The organism is Streptomyces glaucescens (genome assembly GCF_000761215.1).
In the GTDB taxonomy this organism is placed as follows: domain Bacteria; phylum Actinomycetota; class Actinomycetes; order Streptomycetales; family Streptomycetaceae; genus Streptomyces; species Streptomyces glaucescens_B.
This window is the reverse complement of record NZ_CP009438.1, coordinates 4,243,068-4,260,507: the sequence shown is the minus strand read 5'-3', so window position 1 is coordinate 4,260,507 and position 17,440 is coordinate 4,243,068. Positions and strand designations below refer to the sequence as shown.

Below are 17,440 nucleotides of genomic sequence, written 5' to 3'. Positions count from 1 at the left end.
CGTGACATCGTGGTGCCATGGCCATAGAAGTGCGCCCCGCCACGGTGTTCGAGGACGTCCGCACCGTGCTCGGACCGAAGTCGCCCACGGCGAACGTCTGCTGGTGTCTGAGCTACCGGATCCCCTCCAAGCTCAACAACGAGCTGCGCGGCCCGGCCCGTGGCGAGTACGTCGCCGAACTGTGCCGCGCCGATCCCCCTCCGGGCGTACTCGCCTACGACGGTGACGAGCCGGTCGGCTGGGCGGCCGTGGCCCCGCGCGCGCAGACCTCCTTCGCCCGCAACCGCAAGATCCCGCACGTCGACGACCTGCCGGTCTGGTGCGTGTGGTGCGTCCGGGTGCGCCCCGGCCACCGCAAGCGGGGCATCTCCCACGCGCTGATCGCCGGCGCGGTCGACTTCGCCCGCGCACACGGCGCGCCGGCCGTCGAGGCGTACCCCCTCGACAACGGCGACGCCCGTGTCGACCTGACCATGGCCTACCCGGGCCTGCGCAAGAACTTCGAGCGCGCGGGATTCACCCACGCCGCCGACACCACCTCCGTCCTGTCCGGCCACCCCCGCGTCCTGATGCGACTGGACCTGCGCCGTCCCCCGCACCCCTGACCACCCCTCCGGGCCGCGTCGCCCGCACCCTCATCCGCCGCCGCAGCACCTCTGCACTCAGCCGAGACCAGGGAGTTCTTCCGTGCCGTTCAAGCCTTCTCTCGTCAGAGCGGTGTTCAGGGACGTGACCCCGATGCACGTCTCCCGGACGGCCGCGTCGGCCGCCGCGTCGGTGACGTGGACAGTGCTGACGGAGATCATCGACGGCGCGAGGAGGTCGGCTGCGGAGGAGGCCCGGAGGAAGCTGACTCCCGGGGACCTCGTCTCGGCGATCGACCGGAACGTCGAACTCGAGGTGGGGCACAAGTGGTACGCCCACAGCCCGACGTTTCGAGGCCTGACCGGTGTCGTGTACGACGCCGAGGGTGTCATCGTGCCTCCTCGCCGGCGCAGCGGGTCGCGCAAGCCGAGTGCCGTGGCCGGCGCCCACAGGTTCGAGGCCGGGGTCAGGAAGCTGCTGCGGAGCCAGGGGGTGACGGCCGTCCCCGCGCTGGTCCGCGACCTGGACGGGATCGCGAGCGTGTTCCTGACGGACCTCGCCCGTGACGCGGCCATGGTCGTCCGCGAGGGCGGGGTCAGGCGTTTCGGCTCGGTCACCCTGACGGTGCCGGGCGAACCGGCCCCACCCCCGTCCCTCGACGACTCCCTCCGGGCCCTGTCCACCCGCAGCGGGGACCGGCGGACCATCGGCGGGGACGACATCCTGGCCGCCGCCACGATGCAGTTGTTCGGCGGCGACCTCCGACGACGAGCCCTCACCGCGGCACACGAGGCGACGCGTAACCTGCCATGATCACCAGCAGCATCACCGCGTAGCCGGATACCACGGTTGCTGACCCTTCACGCACTCCCGCTCAGCAAGTCGGCGATGCCCTGCGGTGTCCAGTGGCCCTCCGCTCCGGGGCAGGCCGCAACATAGGTGGCGACCGCTTCAAGGTCCCAGGCGCCGGCGGACAGCAGGCCGGCGGCGAGAAACCGAACGTAAGCAGCGGATGGCGGCGTCCACCGAACGTCGTTCATCCGCCATGGCGCCGTGAAGGTCAGCACCGGCATGCCGTCGATCTGGCCGGCGCAGACGAGTGTTTCGTAGCGTCCCTCGCCCAGCACGGCACGACCCCGCGTGAGGACATCCTCCAGATCGAGGTCCATGTCCGGTGCCCTGTACATCTCCTGAGCCGCGATGTCGGCGAACTGGTCGGCGGTCACCAAGTGCGCTCTCGCCAGTACCCGCCCGGTCGCCTGCGGGTCGTAGAAGGCCCTGCCCCCGCCCCACACGGGCGACTCGGTCGCGAAGTACATCGCGCCGGTCAGTTCCACCGGGATCGACCGGGCCGGCATCGCGGGGTTGCGGCACCCCGGATACTCCCTCGCTGCCCCGGGTGGGCGTCCGCCCTGGAGGTAGGCGGCGAGGCGATCGAGGTGCATGTTGGAGCCGTAGGACGTGTACCAGACCCGCTCCGGGTGCCGGTCGAGCGGCAGCGTCGAGTCGATACTGGGCAGGGCCTTCAAGCTTCCTCGTTCCTGGGAGACGTTCTCACTCTGACGGTCTTCCGGACGAATCGTGATCATCGCTCGTTGGGGCGGTCGTTCTTGTCGTAGCGGGTACGCATGTGGGCGGCAAGGAGATCACTCGCCTGAGCACAGTCACCGCTGCGCCCGTCGACGCCGTACCCGCCCACGACAAAACCCCAGGTCGGAGGTGATCCGGCCTGGGGTTCCAAGGGAGCCGCTTTCGGGATTCGAACCCGAGACCTACGCATTACGAGTGCGTTGCTCTGGCCATCTGAGCTAAAGCGGCGCGTCGTCCGCACCATGGTGCGATCGGCGACGTCGGTAAGTCTACACAGTTTCGGGGAGTGCTTCGTACCGCCCCCGAGTGGGGTCCCGGGGGCGGATGTGGCCAGCGGTGCGGCTGGGCCCAGGGCTAGGAACAGCGCTTGCCGTCCGCCGGAGGGGTGCCGCGCAGGAGGTAGGCGTTGATCGTGCGGTCGACGCAGTCGCTGCCGCGGCCGTAGGCGGTGTGGCCGTCGCCGTCGTAGGTGAGGAGGCGGCCGGAGGAGAGCTGCCCGGCCAGCGAGCGGGCCCAGCGGTAGGGGGTGGCGGGGTCGCGGGTGGTGCCGACCACGACGATCGGCTTCGCGCCCTTCGCCTCGATGCGGTGCGGCTCCCCGGTGGCCGCGACCGGCCAGTACGCGCAGTTCAGCGCGGCCCAGGCCAGGCTCTCGCCGAAGACGGGGGACGCCTTCTCGAAGGCGGGCAGCGCCCTGCGGACGTCCTCGGGGCCATGGAAGGAGGGCGGGAGGTCGAGGCAGTTCACGGCGGCGTTGGCGAACATCAGGTTCGAGTACGAACCCTCGCCGTCCCGCTCGTAGTAGCTGTCGGAGAGCATCAGCAGGCCGGCGCCGTCCTTCTCCTTCATCGCCGAGGCCAGCGCCTCACGAAGCTGCGGCCACGCCGACTCGTCGTACATCGCCGCGATCACCCCCGTGGTGGCCAGGGACTCGCCGAGCCTGCGCCCGTCCGCGTCGCCCGCGGGGACCGGTGCCGCGTCCAGCTCGTCGAAGAACGCCTTGAGGTTCTTCCCGACCTGCCCGGGGCTGGTGCCGGCGCCGCCCAGCGGGCAGTCGGGCTGCCGTACGCAGTCCTTCGCGAAGGCCTGGAACGCGGTCTCGAAGCCGGCCGTCTGGTCCAGGTTCATCCGCCGGGCGGACAGCGACGGGTCCATCGCGCCGTCCAGCACCAGCCGGCCGACCCGCTGCGGGAAGAGCCCGGCGTACGTCGCGCCGAGGGAGGTGCCGTACGACGCGCCCACGTAGTTCAGGCGCTCGTCGCCCAGCACCTCCCGCAGGATGTCCATGTCCCGTGCCGCCTCGGTGGTGGAGACGTGCCGCAGCAACTGCGGTGCGTCCGCGCCGCAGCCCTCGGCGAACTTCTTGTACGCGGCGACCAGCCCGTCCGTCTCCCGCTGGTCGTCGGGTGTGACGTCCGTCTGCGTGTACCGGTCCATCTCCGGCCCGTCCAGGCATTCGACGGGTTCGCTGCGGGCGACGCCGCGCGGGTCCACGGCCACCATGTCGTAGCGCGCGCGGACCTGTGCCGGGTAGCCGATCCCGGCGTGCATCTGGAGGTACTGGATCGCCGAGGCACCCGGCCCGCCCGGGTTGACCAGCAGCGAGCCCAGCCGCTCGCCGGGCCCGGTGGCCTTCTTGCGGGCGACCGCGAGCCGCACGTCGCCCTTGCCGGGGTCGGCGTAGTCGAGCGGGGCGCGCAGGGTGGCGCACTCGAACCCGGGGGCGCCACAGGCACGCCAGCTCAGCTTCTGGTCGTAGTACGGCGCCAGTGCGGACGGGGTGGCGCGCGGCAGGGCGGTCAGCACGGCCTCGCCCGCCTGCGCCGCCGGCGCGGCCGATCCGGCCGAACTCGTGGTGCTTCCGGTGCTGCACGCGGAGAGGACCAGCGCGGTGGCGGCGAGGAGGACGGCTCCGGTACGGGACCTGGACCTGCGGTGGGGGCGCCTTGAGTTCATTCCGCGAGCGTAACGCTGAGCGATGCTCCGTTCGCGGTGCGTGCGGGGTGTGCCACGGACGGGTGGCCGTTGTCCAACGGACGAGGTAACCCCGTCAACCTGCCGACGGTTTTCACCCGCGCCCGTGCGCGGGGCCGGAGCCGGCTGGCTCGGCGCGGGAGCCGGCTCGGCGCGGGAGCCGGCTCGGCGCGGGTCAGCCCGCTCTCAGCGCCATCGTCATGGCCTCCACGGCGAGCAGCGGGGCCACGTTGCGGTCCAGGGCGTCCCGGCAGGCGGCGATCGCCTCGATCCGGCGCAGCGTCGACTCCGGGGAGCTGTCGCGGGCGATGCGCTCCAGGGCGTCCTCGGCGTCGGTGTTGGCCAGGGCGACGCGAGAGCCGAGCTGGAGGGCGAGGACGTCGCGGTAGAAGGCGGTGAGGTCGGTCAGGGCGAGGTCGAGGCTGTCGCGCTGGGTGCGGGTGCGGCGGCGCTTCTGCTTGTCCTCGAGGTCCTTGATCACTCCCGCCGTGCCGCGCGGCAGCCGCCCGCCCTGCGCCGCGCCGAGGGCCGCCTTCAGCTCCTCGGTCTCCTTGGCGTCCGTCTCCTCGGCGAGCTGCTTGGCGTCCTCCGCGGCGGCGTCCACCAGCTCCTGCGCGGCCTTGAGCGCGCCGCCGACGTCCGCGACGCGCAGCGGCAGCTTCAGCACGGCGGCGCGGCGCTCCCGAGCGGCCGGGTCGGTGGCCAGGCGGCGGGCCCGGTCGACATGGCCCTGGGTGGCCCTCGCCGCCGCGGCGGCGACCTCGGGGTCGATGCCCTCCCGGCGGATCAGCATGTCGGTGACGGCGGCCACGGACGGGGTGCTCAGGTTCAGATGGCGGCAGCGGGAGCGGATCGTCGGCAGGACGTCCTCGATGGACGGCGCGCACAGCAGCCACACGGTGCGCGGGGCGGGCTCCTCCACGGCCTTCAGCACCGCGTTGGCCGACTTCTCGTTCAGGCGCTCGGCGTCCTCGACGAGGATCACCTGCCAGCGGCCGTTCGCCGGCGAGGTGAACGACTTGCGGACGGTGTCCCGCATGTCGTCGGCGAGGATCTGGGTGCCGACGGCGGCGACGGTGGAGACGTCGGCGTGCGTGCCGATCAGGGCGGTGTGGCAGCCGTCGCAGAACCCGCAGCCCGGGGCCCCGCCCAGCGCCCGGTCGGGGCTCACGCACTGCAGCGCCGCCGCGAACGCCCGCGCCGCCTGCGTGCGGCCCGCGCCCGGCGGTCCCGTGAACAGCCACGCGTGCGTCATCTTCGACGCCTCCGGCGACGGCGCGTCGGACGCGGCCGCGGTGACCAGGGCGTCGGCATCCCGAGCCGCGGCCTCCAGCTGCGCGCTCACCCGCTCCTGACCGACGAGGTCATCCCACACCGACATGGGCCACCGTGCCCTTCCGTCCACTCCCGGTACGTCCTCCATTGTGCGGGGCCCCACTGACAACGAGGGCACCGCGCTCAAGGGGACCCTTCAGGCGGGCGGAGGCGAGAGCAGGCGGGGGGCGGAGACGGGCACCGGGAGGCAGGGGCGGGCGGAGGTGCGCCGGGAACGCCGGGAAGGACCCGAACGAGCCCGCACCACTCCCGCACCGTCCCCGCCCGGCACCGCACCGTCCCCGCCCGGCACCGCACCGTCCCCGCCCGGCACTGCCGGTCAGCGGCCCTTGCCCCGCCCGCCGCCGCGACGCCCCTCGTCCCCGTACTCGTCCTCCCGCGGCCCCAGCAGTTCGTCCGCCAGCGTCGGCAGGTCGTCCAGCGGGGTCTCCTCCGCCCAGTCGGACCGGGCCCGGCGCGGCGCGGTGTCCTCGGCGCCGATCTGCGGCAGCTCACGCGTACGGTCGGCGGGGTCGTCGGTCCCGGTCCCGTCCCCGTCCCGCTCGTCGCGGAAGAAACCCCGCGGAACGCGGTCCGCGGGGGCCTCCCCGCGGACCGGCGGCAGCACCGCGGTCTCGTCCGCGGCACCCGGAACCTGCGGGAGCACCGCCGTCTCGTCCGCGGCCCCGGGCGCGCCCTGCGCGCCCGCGAGCGGCGGCTGCGGCAGCTCGGCGGTCACCTCGGAGTCGGGGTCGCGCCGCCGCGGGTCGCGTTCCCGCACCGGCCGCAGCACCGTCGTCGCGTCGTCCGCGGCCTCTCCGGGCCGCACCACGGGCGTCGGCACGGTCACCGCCTCGGCCGGAGCCGCGGGAGCCACCGGCGCGGGCGGCTTCGGGCCCGCCTGCGCGGCCGCCGCGGCCTGCTCGGCGGCCCGCCGGGCCTCCTCGGCGCGCCGCAGGGCCTCCTCCGCCTTGCGCTGCTTCTCCAGCCGCCGCGCCTCGGCCTCAGCCCGCAGCCGGGCCTCCTCCTCGGCCTGCCGGCGGCGCCGCTCCTCCTCGGCCTTGCGGCGGGCCTCCTCCTCGGCCCGCGCCTTCTCCTCGGCGAGCAGCCGCTGCCGCTCCTCCTCCGCGCGCCGGCGCGCCTCCTCGGCCCGCTGCCGGGCCTCCTCGGCCTGCCGTTCGGCCTCGCGCCGCTGCGCCTCCTCCAGCTCGCGCCGCTTGCGCTCCTCCTCCTCGGCACGCAGCCGGGCGAGCTGTTCCTGGCGCTCGCGCTCCAGACGCTCCTCCTCGGCCTTGCGGGCGGCCTCCTCCTCGGCCTTGCGGCGGGCCTCCTCCTCGGCCTTGCGGCGCGCTTCCTCGCGGGCCTCGATCTCGGCCTGGGACAGCGGCAGCACCTGGTCGAGCCGGGCGCGGATGACGGTGGTGACGGCCTCGGGCTCCTGCCCGGCGTCGACGACGAGGTAGCGCCCGGGGTCGGACGCGGCGAGCGTGAGGAATCCGGAGCGCACGCGCGCGTGGAACTCGGCCGGCTCCGACTCCAGCCGGTCCGGCGCCTCGGTGAACCGCTCACGGGCGGTCTCCGGCGCGACGTCCAGCAGGACGGTCAGATGCGGGACGAGCCCGTTGGTCGCCCAGCGGTTGATGCGGGCGACCTCCGTCGGGGACAGATCGCGTCCCGCTCCCTGGTAGGCGACGGACGAGTCGATGTACCGGTCGGAGATGACGACCGCGCCGCGCTCCAGCGCGGGCCGCACCACGGTGTCGACGTGCTCCGCGCGGTCCGCGGCGTACAGCAGGGCCTCCGCGCGGTGCGAGAGACCGGCGCTCGACACGTCGAGCAGGATGGACCGCAGCCGCTTGCCGACCGGCGTGGCGCCGGGCTCACGGGTCACCACGACCTCGTGGCCCTTGCCGCGGATCCACTCGGCGAGCGCTTCGGCCTGGGTGGACTTCCCGGCGCCGTCCCCGCCCTCCAGGGCGATGAAGAAGCCGGTGCCCGCGGGCACCTGCACGGGGTCGTCACCGCCGAGCACCGCGTCCCGCAGGTCGTGCCGCAGCGGCACGCCGGAGCGGTCGTCGAGCTTGGCGAGGACCAGCGCGGCCACGGGCAGCAGCAGCGCGCCGACCAGCATCAGCGTGAACGCGGCGCCGCCGTGTGCGAAGACGAACTTGCCGCTCTGCAGCCGGTGCGGGCCGATCAGCGCCGCCACCAGGGGCGCGAGCAGGGCGCCGAGCGCCACGAAGACCCGTACGACGGCGTGCAGGTGCTCGGTGGTGCGGGCGCGCCGGTGCTCCTCGGTCTCCTGGTCGAGCAGCGCGTGCCCGGTGTTGGCGGCCATGCCGGCGCCGGCCCCGGCCAGGGCGACGACGAGCAGCACGGTGGTGACGTCCGGGACCAGTCCGGCGGCCAGCAGGGCCACCCCGGTGAAGGCGACGGCCAGCGCGAGCATGCGGCGCCGCGACAGCGACACCAGCACCCTGGGCGCCGTGCGGATGCCGACGACGACGCCGCCGGTCAGCGCGAGCACGAGCAGCCCGTACGTCACGGGGCCGCCGCCGAGGTCCTTGGCGTGCAGCACGGCCACGGCGACCGCTGCGGCGACCGCGCCCGCGACGGCGGCGCAGGCGAGCACCAGCAGCGGGATCGCGCCGGTGCGGCCCTTGTCGGCGCCGGCGGCGGTCCTGGGGCGGCGCAGGCCCTCCAGCGGCGACCGCGCGCGGGGGGTGCGGGCGGCGGGCAGGTCGAGGAAGCTCAGCACGGACAGGGACGCGGCGAACAGGCCGGCCGCGACATACGCGCCGAGGGCCGCCTGGTGCTGGGAGAACCAGTCGGCGCCGGCGCCGAGGAGGTTGTTGAGCAGGGCGGCGGCGACCAGCACGGCGCCCGCGACGGGGACGGCCACGAAGTTCGTGCGCAGCGACAGGCGGCGCAGGGCGTCCAGGTGGTCGGGCAGCGGCCGTACCGTCGCGCCCTCCGGTGGCGGGGCGGGCAGCAGGGCGGGCGCGGCGCTCTCCCGGCACACCGTCCAGAACCGTTCGGCGACGCCGGTGACGAAGACGGTGACCAGGAGCACGGCGAGCGCGTCGTCCGGTGTCCAGTCGATCCACAGCGGGGCCACGATCAGCAGCGCGGCGCGCACGCCGTCCGCGCCGACCATGGTCCAGCGGCGGTCGAGGGGACCGTCCGGCGAGGTGAGCGAGGTGAGCGGGCCGAGGAGGACGGCACCGAAGAGCAGGGTGGCGAGGATGCGCACCCCGAAAACGGTCGCCACTGCGAACGCCACGCCCCGGTAACCGCCGCCGAAGGAGCCCGCGGCGATGGCCGCCTGGAGGGCGAGGAGGACCAGGACGAGGAGAGCGAGGACATCACCGACCCCGCTCACCAGCTGCGCACTCCAGAGCCGTTTCAGCTGCGGCTGGCGCAACAGGGAACGGACGGCGCGCTCGCGGGAGTCCGCTACCAGCGCGTCGTCGGGGTCCGGGTGAGGGGCCGTTGGCTGCTCGGCTCGCGTCATGCGTTCAGACTATCGGGCCGCGCCGACACTCCGGGGCGTGCACCCGAACGCCCGCGCGCCTTGACACCCGAACGTTGCCGGAGTGTTGGGTTTCGCGAACGCCGGACGGGGAAAGCCCGTCCGGCGTTCGCCGGAAATCACCCACACCCGGCGCTCGCCGGGTGACGCGCACCCGGCTCCCGCCGGAACCCGGCTACCCCGCGCCCGGCGGGACACACCCGTCCGGGCGCCGGCCGTCCCGGTTCGCGCCGGGGCTCAGTCCTCGGACGCCGCCTTGGACGCCGTGGCCTTCTTCGCGGCCGTCTTCTTGGCGGTCGTCGTGGCGGCGGTCTTCTTCGCCGTCGTCGTCGTCTTCTTCGCCGCCGTCTTCTTCGCGGCCGTGGTCTTCTTGGCGGCCGTCTTCTTCGCGGTGGTCGTCTTCTTCGCGGCCGTCTTCTTCGCCGTCTTCTTGGCGGGCGCCTTCGCCCGCTTCTCGGCGAGCAGCTCGAAGCCCCGCTCCGGCGTGATCGTCTCGACGCTGTCGCCGGAGCGCAGGGTCGCGTTGGTCTCGCCGTCGGTGACGTACGGGCCGAAGCGGCCGTCCTTCACCACGACCGGCTTTCCGCTGACCGGGTCCTCGCCCAGCTCCTTCAGCGGCGGCTTGGCGGCCGCGCGGCCACGCTGCTTGGGCTGGGCGTAGATCGCCTGGGCCTCTTCGAGCGTGATCGTGAAGAGCTGTTCCTCGGACTGGAGCGACCGCGAGTCCGTGCCCTTCTTCAGGTACGGGCCGTAACGGCCGTTCTGCGCGGTGATCTCCTGGCCGTCGGCGTCGGTGCCGACGACGCGCGGCAGCGACATCAGCTTGAGCGCGTCCTCCAGCGTCACCGTGTCCAGCGCCATCGACTTGAACAGCGACGCCGTGCGCGGCTTGACCGCGTTCTTGCCGGTCTTCGGGGTGCCCTCGGGGAGGATCTCCGTGACGTACGGGCCGTAGCGGCCGTCCTTGGCGACGATGGTGTGGCCGGTGGCGGGGTCGACACCCAGCTCGAAGTCGCCGCTCGGCTTGGCGAGCAGCTCCTCGGCCAGCTCGACGGTCAGCTCGTCGGGCGCCAGGTCCTCGGGGATGTCCGCGCGCTGGTGGCCGTCGGTGTCCTTGTCGCCGCGCTCGATGTACGGCCCGTAGCGGCCGACCCGCAGCACGATGTCGTTGCCGACCGGGAACGACGACACCTCGCGGGCGTCGATCGCGCCCAGGTCGGTGACCAGTTCCTTGAGGCCGCCGAGGTGGTCCCCGTCGCCGTTGCCGGCGTCGGCGGCCACGCCCTCGACGGTGCCCTCGCCGAAGTAGAACCGCTTCAGCCACGGCACGGCCTGCGCCTCGCCGCGCGCGATGCGGTCGAGGTCGTCCTCCATCTTGGCGGTGAAGTCGTAGTCGACGAGCCGCCCGAAGTGCTTCTCCAGGAGGTTGACCACGGCGAAGGAGAGGAAGGACGGCACCAGGGCCGTGCCCTTCTTGAAGACGTAGCCGCGGTCGAGGATGGTGCCGATGATCGACGCGTACGTCGACGGGCGGCCGATCTCCCGCTCTTCCAGCTCCTTGACCAGGGACGCCTCGGTGTAGCGGGCCGGGGGCTTGGTGGAGTGACCGTCGACGGTGATCTCCTCGGCCGTCAGCGGGTCGCCCTCGGCGACCTGCGGCAGGCGGCGCTCACGGTCGTCCAGCTCGGCGTTCGGGTCGTCGGCGCCCTCGACGTACGCCTTGAGGAAGCCGTGGAAGGTGATGGTCTTGCCCGACGCGCTGAACTCGACGTCCCGTCCGTCGGCGGCGGTGCCGCCGATCTTCACGGTGACGGAGTTGCCGGTCGCGTCCTTCATCTGGGAGGCGACGGTCCGCTTCCAGATCAGCTCGTACAGCCTGAACTGGTCGCCGGTCAGTCCGGTCTCGGCGGGGGTGCGGAAACGATCACCCGAGGGGCGGATCGCCTCGTGCGCCTCCTGTGCGTTCTTGACCTTCGCGGCGTACGACCGCGGCTGCGGCGGCAGGTAGTCGGCGCCGTACAGCTGCGTGACCTGGGCGCGGGCGGCGGAGATCGCCGTGTCGCTCAGCGTCGTGGAGTCCGTACGCATGTACGTGATGTAGCCGTTCTCGTACAGCTTCTGCGCGATCTGCATCGTGGCCTTCGCGCCGAAGCCGAGCTTGCGGCTGGCCTCCTGCTGGAGGGTCGTCGTACGGAACGGGGCGTACGGCGAGCGGCGGTACGGCTTGGACTCGACGGACCGGACCGAGAACCGGGTGTTCTCCAGCGCGGCGGCGAGCGCGCGGGCGTTCGCCTCGTCGAGGTGGAGGGTGTTCGCGCCCTTGAGCTGCCCGAGGGAGTCGAAGTCGCGGCCCTGGGCGACACGCCGGCCGTCGACCGTCTGGAGCCGCGCGACCAGCGACGACGGGTCGGACGGGTCCCCCGCGCGGCCGGTGGCGAAGGTGCCGGTGAGGTCCCAGTACTCGGCGGATCGGAACGCGATGCGCTCCCGCTCCCGCTCCACGACCAGCCGGGTCGCGACGGACTGCACGCGGCCCGCCGACAGCCGCGGCATGACCTTCTTCCACAGCACCGGCGAGACCTCGTAGCCGTAGAGGCGGTCGAGGATGCGGCGGGTCTCCTGGGCGTCGACGAGCTTCTGGTTGAGCTGGCGCGGGTTGGCGACGGCGGCCTGGATCGCGGCCTTGGTGATCTCGTGGAAGACCATCCGCTTGACCGGGACCTTGGGCTTCAGCACCTCCTGGAGGTGCCAGGCGATGGCCTCGCCCTCGCGGTCCTCATCGGTGGCGAGGTAGAGCTCGTCGGATTCCTTCAGCAGGTCCTTGAGCTTCTTGACCTGGGCCTTCTTGTCGGCGTTGACGACGTAGATCGGCTCGAAGTCGTGCTCGACGTCCACGCCGAGGCGGCGCACCTCGCCGGTGTACTTCTCCGGCACCTCCGCGGCGCCGTTGGGGAGGTCGCGGATGTGCCCGACGCTCGCTTCGACTACGTAGCCGGGGCCCAGGTAGCCCTTGATCGTCTTCGCCTTGGCAGGCGACTCGACGATGACGAGTCGGCGGCCGCCCTGTGCGGTCTCGCTGGTCGGGGACAACTTGGCTCTTCTCTCCGGTCGACGCTGGGGCCTCCCCAGGCCTTCTCGTTCCCGGGGTCGGGTGGTGGTGACGCTGCGGAGTGTGACGGTACATCCCGCCCCGTTGTCAAACGGGAAAAGCCCGCAACGGCCACTCGAACGGTAACCCGACTTCCGCCATTCCTGCCGCCCGGTGTGTCCGCCGCCGCTTTCCGGCCGATCCGGAGCGATGGACTCCCGTTCACCGTGGCAGCGTCCCCTCCATGATGCTCACACCCGGGTGAGACACCACGCCCCCACGGCGAGCGCGAGCACCCCGACGACGCTCGCGAGGGCCACCGATGCGAGCGGACTCACACCCTGCGCCACCGGCTGCCCCTGCCGGGTCCGCACCCCGGTCCACACCAGCAGCCCCCCTCCGAACAGGGCGAACACCATCCCCGTGAAGATCGCCGGCCCGTTCTCCATGCTCCCCGTGCCCCCAGTTCCGCGTCCGCGCGTGCCCCGTAGCCCGGAGGCTGGCACGCGTGGGCTGCGCGGAGGCGAACCCGGGGTGAACGCGAGGCCGACGATTGCCCGCGCGGCCTCAGGGCGGCCCAGGAGGAGCCCCGGAAGGCACCGCGCGGCCTCAGACGGCACCGGGCGCGGATATCTTTCCGGTCGTCTTCTCGTTGTCGACCCGGCTGACCGTGCAGACCACCTTGGTGAACCCCTTCTCCCAGTCCTCCTCGTCGGCCATCCAGCCGAAGACGGCCCGCTCGGGTCCTGGCGCCCAGTTCGACTCGAACTTGTTGCTGCACAGCTTGGTCGCGTTGTCGCCCGCCGTGTCGAAGCTCATCCCGGCGGGAGCCTGAGCGGTGCCGATGACCTGGTCGGTGTGGGGTTCGGCGCAGTCGGTGAGCGGTGCCTCGTAGCCGTCGTCCAGGTCCTTGTAGATCCAGCAGTCGCCGACGCTCATCTGCCCGACCCACAGGTCGGTGCCGCTGTCGCGGAAGCGGCCGACCTCGCCGCCGATCGCCGCGTGCCGGCCGAGCACCAGGCAGGCGGTGCCGCCGCCCGCCGCGTCGAAGCCCTCCCGGGTCGGCAGCACGGCGTAGCCGCCCGCGTCGGGCAGCGCTTCCACGAGCGCGCGGGTCTGGTCCGCGCACCGCCGCGCCCCGTTCGCGCGCGCGTCGGCGTGGTCCTCGGCGGTGTCGACGGCCACGACCTGCCCGTCCGGCCAGTCGTCGGCGCAGTCCACCACGCCGAGGTTCGGCGGCGACTCGAACGGCGTCCCCGTCCACACGGCCTTCACGCAGTCCCCGGCCGCCAGCGGTTCGGTCAGCCCCACGGCGTCCCCGTACGGCGGCACCGGTCCCGCCGGTGACGCCGAGTCCTCGGCCGCACTCGTCGAGGGAGAGCCCCCGCCCGCGATGTTCCCGTCCCCTTCCGGTGCGAACACGGCCCAGCCGCCGAGTCCCACGGCGAGGACGACGGCCAGCACAAGACCGGCGACCAGGACGAGCCTGCGGCGGTCGGGTCCGGGCGGGGGCGGTGCGGCCGGGTGGTGGAACGCGCCCGGCGGATACGGCGGCTGCCCACCGGAGGCGTACGGACCGCTCGGCACGGGTGCGTACGGGCCGCCCGGCGCCGGTGCGTAGGGAGCGCTCTGCGTCGGCGCGTACGGGTTGCCCGGCGTCGGCGCGTACGGGTTGCCGGGCGTCGGGGTGTGCGGGTTGCCCGGCGTCGGGGTGTGCGGCCGGTCCGGGGTGGCGGGGTCTGCCGCGCCCGCCGGGGTGTGCGGGACCCGCGCGTCGCCGTACGGGCCGCCCGCTGCCGCGTGGCCGCCCGCGCCCGCCGGAGTGTGCGGCGTCCGCGGGGTGCCCGGGGTGGCGGACGCGCCGGGCGCCTGCGGGGTTCGCCCCTCCCCCGCCTCCGCGAAGCCGGCACCGGCACCGGCACCGAACGGGGCCGACGGCGGCCCGAATCCCCGCGGCGAGGCGCCGGACCCGTCGGCTGTGGCGCCCTCGCCGCGCGCCTCCCGCGCCAGCACCCGTTCCAGCCCGCGCGCCACCGTCTCCGGTGCCCATCGGCGGACCGGGTCCTTCACGAGCAGGCCCTGGAGCACGGGTGCCAGCTCACCCGCCCGCACGGCAGGTGCCGGTTCCTCGCCCAGCAGAGCGGTCAGGGTGGCGTACTCGCCGTCGCGGTCGAACGGGCCGCGGCCCTCCACCGCGCAGTACAGCGTGGCGCCGAGGGAGAACAGGTCGGCGGCCGGGGTGGGCGGCTCGCCGCGTGCCCGCTCCGGGGCCAGATAGCCGGGCGTGCCGAGGATGCCGGCGGTGGCGGTGAGCCCGGGTTCGCGGGACTCGGGCCGCAGGGCGATGCCGTAGTCGGTGAGCAGCACGCGCGCGTGGGCGTCGCCGGTGGTGTCCGGTGCCAGCAGGATGTTGGCCGGTTTCACGTCCCGGTGCAGGATGCCGACGCGGTGCCCGGCGCCGAGCGCGTCCAGCACGGCCAGGCCGATGCGGGCCACCCGCGCGGGAGGCAGCGGGCCGGATCGCCGGATCACCGCCTGGAGGTCGACCGCGTCCGGGACGTACTCCATGACGATCCACGGCAGTCCCTCGTGCACCACCACGTCGTGCACGGTGGCCACGTGCGGGTGCCCGCGCAGCCGCGCCGCGTGCCGTGCCTCGCTGCGCGCCCGGGCGATGCGCTGGGCGGTGCCCTCCGGGTCCGCCGGCAGGTCCGCCGACGCGATCTCCTTCAGCGCGACCTGGCAGGCCAGTTCCTCGTCGTGGGCGAGCCACACCCGGCCCATGCCGCCCGCGCCGAGTGTGCGCAGCAGCCGGTAACGCCCGTTGATGATCCTGCCGTCGCTCCGGTCCGGCGTCCCACCCGCCATCACGCCTCCCCCGAGACAGCGCGCCTCCCCCGAGGCCGCGCGGCCGTTCGTCCCCCTTGAAGGTAGCTTCGCACCCACCACTGACAGGAGTCCTTTTCCGGAGCAATCCCGTCAGAGCGGACACGTGGGCCACCTGGACAACGGAGGTCTCAGGAGTGACGGCGTGGCGGCGGGCTCAGGCCGGTTCGAGGAAGCCCTGCTCCACCAGGAGCCGGATCTGGGCGGGTGTACGGTCGCGCAGCAGGACCGGATCCTCGCCGACGAGTTGGGCGATCGCGTCCAGGATCCGCCCGGCGGTCAGCGAGCCGTCGCACACCCCCGCGAAGCCCGCGCCGACGGTGTCGACCTTGGTGGCCCGGCGCATGCCGCGGTGCTGGCGGAGCACGACGTGCTCGGGGTCCTCGGCACCGGGCAGACCGACCTGCTCCTGGACGACCTCGGCGGCGAGCCGGAACCGCTCCTCCAGCAGGGCCGCGTCGTCGTGCGAGCGGAGGTAGTCCAGGCGGGCGAAGTGCGCCCGGACCGTCTCGCCGAGCGGCTGTTCGACCGGGTGCGGCCATTCCTCGACCGTGATGGACGGCTCGGCGGAGTCCGTCCGGCGCAGGGTGATCCAGCCGAAGCCCACACCCTTCACCTTGCGGGCCTCGAACTCGTCCAGCCAGGCGTCGTACCGCGCCTGGTACTCGGCCGGGTCACCGCGGTGGTCGCCCGCGTCGCGCAGCCACAGCTCGGCGTACTGGGTGATGTCCTGCACCTCGCGCTGCACGATCCAGGCGTCGCAGCCGCGCGGCACCCACGACCGCAGGCGGTCCTGCCATTCCTCGCCCTCGACGTGCTGCCAGTTGGCGAGGAACTGCGCGAACCCGCCCTCGTTCAGCCGCTCGCCCGCCTGCTGGACGAGCGTGCGGCACAGGTCGTCGCCGCTCATGCCGCCGTCACGGTAGGTCAGCCGGGCGCCCGGCGAGATCACGAAGGGCGGGTTGGAGACGATCAGGTCGAACGTCTCGTCCTCCTCGACCGGCTCGAACAGCGAACCCTCCCGCAGGTCCGCGGCGGGCGCGCCGGACAGGGCGAGGGTGAGGGCCGTGATGTGCAGCGCGCGCGGGTTGACGTCGGTCGCGGTCACCCGGGTGGCGTGCCGGGCGGCGTGCAGCGCCTGGATGCCGGAGCCGGTGCCCAGGTCGAGGGCGGCGGCGACGGGAGTGCGCACGGTGATGCCGGCCAGCGTGGTCGAGGCGCCGCCGACGCCGAGCACGACACCCTCGTCACGGCGCCCGATGCCCCCGGCGCCGCCCACCGCGCAGCCCAGGTCGGAGACGATGAACCAGTCCTCGCCCTCGGGCCCGCCGTACGGCCGTACGTCCACGGTGGCCGCCAGCTCGTCCTGCCCGGCCCGCACCAGCCAGCCGCTCGCCAGGCACTCCTCGACGGGCAGCACGTCCGCCACGCGCGCGTGCGGCACGGGCTGCTGCAGCAGGAACAGCCGGACGAGCAGTTCCAGCGGGCTGTCCCCGCGGGTGGCGCGGAGCGCGGGCACGGTCTCGCTGCGGGCCAGCGCCGCGTACGCGGAGGCACCGAGCAGGTCGAGCAGCCCGTCGGCGGTGAAGGAGGCCCCGAGCAGGGCCTCCCGCAGCCGGGCGGCGACCTCGGGGCGGTCGGTGGCGGGCAGGGGGGACGGCGAGGAGAGGCTGGCGTTGCTCACCACCCCATTGTGTCGGCTCCCGCCGACACCGCACGCGCGCGCGTGCGGGCCCCGGCCGGCCCGCCCGCCGTTCAGCCCTGCGCCGCCGACGGGGACGCCGACGCGGAGGCCGACTTGCAGCTTTCCTGCTTGGCCATCGCCTGGCCGACCTCGCCCTCCTCCAGCGTCTTCAGCGCGTCGCTGCCGGTCTTGCCGAGCTTCTTCATCTCGGCGGCGATGTCCTTGAGGCCGGCGGCGAACTTGCCCTGGTCCTTGGTGTCGAGCGCGTCGACCTGCTTCTGCAGCGAGGTGTAGGAGGCCGAGATGGTGTTCAGCTCCTTGACCGCGTCCCGCTGCTTCTTCTCGCCCTCTTCGACGTTCGGCGGGCCCGCCTTGGTGATGGCGGTCCCGATCGCCTTGTAGGCGTCGGCGATGTCCTGGAACGCCTGGGAGTCGGCCTTCTGGACCTCGGCCGGCGTGCTGTTGTCCGAGGTCTCCTTCTGGATCGCGGCGTTGGCGGCCTTGATCGTCCTGGCCTGGACCTGGAGCTCGTCGCAGACCTGCTTGGCCCAGGCGTCCAGTTCCTCGTTGCCGTCGTCGCCGGTGCATCCCGACAGCGCCAGTACCAGTACCGCACCGCCGGACAGTGCGGCCGCGAGCTTCTTGTTCACCGGATTGGTCCCTTCCATGGCTCTCGGCCCCGGAACATACACGCCATGCGCGCGACCCCCGCACACCGATTGCCGCGTGAGATACGTTCCGTCACGTTTTGTCCCACGGAGAGAAGGCTCACGACCGGGCCGGCCAC

Annotated in this window: 11 protein-coding genes and 1 tRNA gene; 2 read left to right on the top strand and 10 right to left on the bottom strand. The window is 73.5% G+C overall.

Annotated elements, in window-relative coordinates; genetic code table 11:
• Positions 1 to 17: 17 nt before the first annotated feature.
• Both SGLAU_RS18420 and SGLAU_RS18415 read left to right on the top strand, forming a co-directional pair.
• Positions 18 to 605, top strand: a complete 588-nt coding sequence (locus SGLAU_RS18420; protein WP_043502867.1) for a GNAT family N-acetyltransferase — start codon at positions 18 to 20, stop codon at positions 603 to 605.
• 133 nt (positions 606 to 738) lie between these two features.
• Positions 739 to 1,398, top strand: coding sequence for a hypothetical protein (locus tag SGLAU_RS18415; RefSeq protein WP_244315347.1), 660 nt, complete (start codon positions 739 to 741; stop codon positions 1,396 to 1,398).
• Between the two features lie 47 nt (positions 1,399 to 1,445).
• Here SGLAU_RS18415 and SGLAU_RS18410 read toward each other — a convergent pair whose 3' ends face one another.
• From SGLAU_RS18410 to SGLAU_RS18365, 10 genes are all read right to left on the bottom strand, one after another.
• Entirely contained in the window at positions 1,446 to 2,114 is a 669-nt protein-coding gene (locus SGLAU_RS18410; protein ID WP_208868997.1) for a histone deacetylase, read from the bottom strand.
• A gap of 215 nt (positions 2,115 to 2,329) precedes the next feature.
• Positions 2,330 to 2,403: transfer RNA gene (locus SGLAU_RS18405), tRNA-Thr, on the bottom strand.
• Positions 2,404 to 2,529: 126 nt separating this feature from the next.
• Positions 2,530 to 4,131 carry an alpha/beta hydrolase gene (locus tag SGLAU_RS18400; RefSeq protein WP_043502866.1) on the bottom strand — a complete coding sequence of 534 codons (1,602 nt, stop codon included), beginning with the start codon at positions 4,129 to 4,131 and terminating at the stop codon, positions 2,530 to 2,532.
• Positions 4,132 to 4,324: 193 nt separating this feature from the next.
• Complete coding sequence (locus SGLAU_RS18395; protein WP_043502864.1) at positions 4,325 to 5,530, bottom strand: DNA polymerase III subunit delta'; 1,206 nt, start codon at positions 5,528 to 5,530, stop codon at positions 4,325 to 4,327.
• 273 nt (positions 5,531 to 5,803) lie between these two features.
• Positions 5,804 to 8,977, bottom strand: a complete 3,174-nt coding sequence (gene tmk, locus SGLAU_RS18390; protein ID WP_043502862.1) for a dTMP kinase — start codon at positions 8,975 to 8,977, stop codon at positions 5,804 to 5,806.
• Between the two features lie 255 nt (positions 8,978 to 9,232).
• A complete protein-coding gene (topA, locus tag SGLAU_RS18385) occupies positions 9,233 to 12,085 on the bottom strand; it encodes a type I DNA topoisomerase (RefSeq protein ID WP_043502860.1) in 2,853 nt (950 codons plus the stop codon).
• A 249-nt stretch (positions 12,086 to 12,334) separates the two neighbouring features.
• Complete coding sequence (locus SGLAU_RS18380; protein ID WP_043502859.1) at positions 12,335 to 12,532, bottom strand: hypothetical protein; 198 nt, start codon at positions 12,530 to 12,532, stop codon at positions 12,335 to 12,337.
• Positions 12,533 to 12,692: 160 nt separating this feature from the next.
• Positions 12,693 to 14,951: a serine/threonine-protein kinase gene (locus SGLAU_RS18375; protein WP_043502858.1), complete on the bottom strand. Its 2,259-nt coding sequence runs from the start codon at positions 14,949 to 14,951 to the stop codon at positions 12,693 to 12,695.
• A 175-nt stretch (positions 14,952 to 15,126) separates the two neighbouring features.
• Positions 15,127 to 16,653, bottom strand: a complete 1,527-nt coding sequence (locus SGLAU_RS18370; protein WP_043506778.1) for a methyltransferase — start codon at positions 16,651 to 16,653, stop codon at positions 15,127 to 15,129.
• 71 nt (positions 16,654 to 16,724) lie between these two features.
• Entirely contained in the window at positions 16,725 to 17,321 is a 597-nt protein-coding gene (locus SGLAU_RS18365) for a hypothetical protein (protein WP_043502855.1), read from the bottom strand.
• Positions 17,322 to 17,440: the final 119 nt, after the last annotated feature.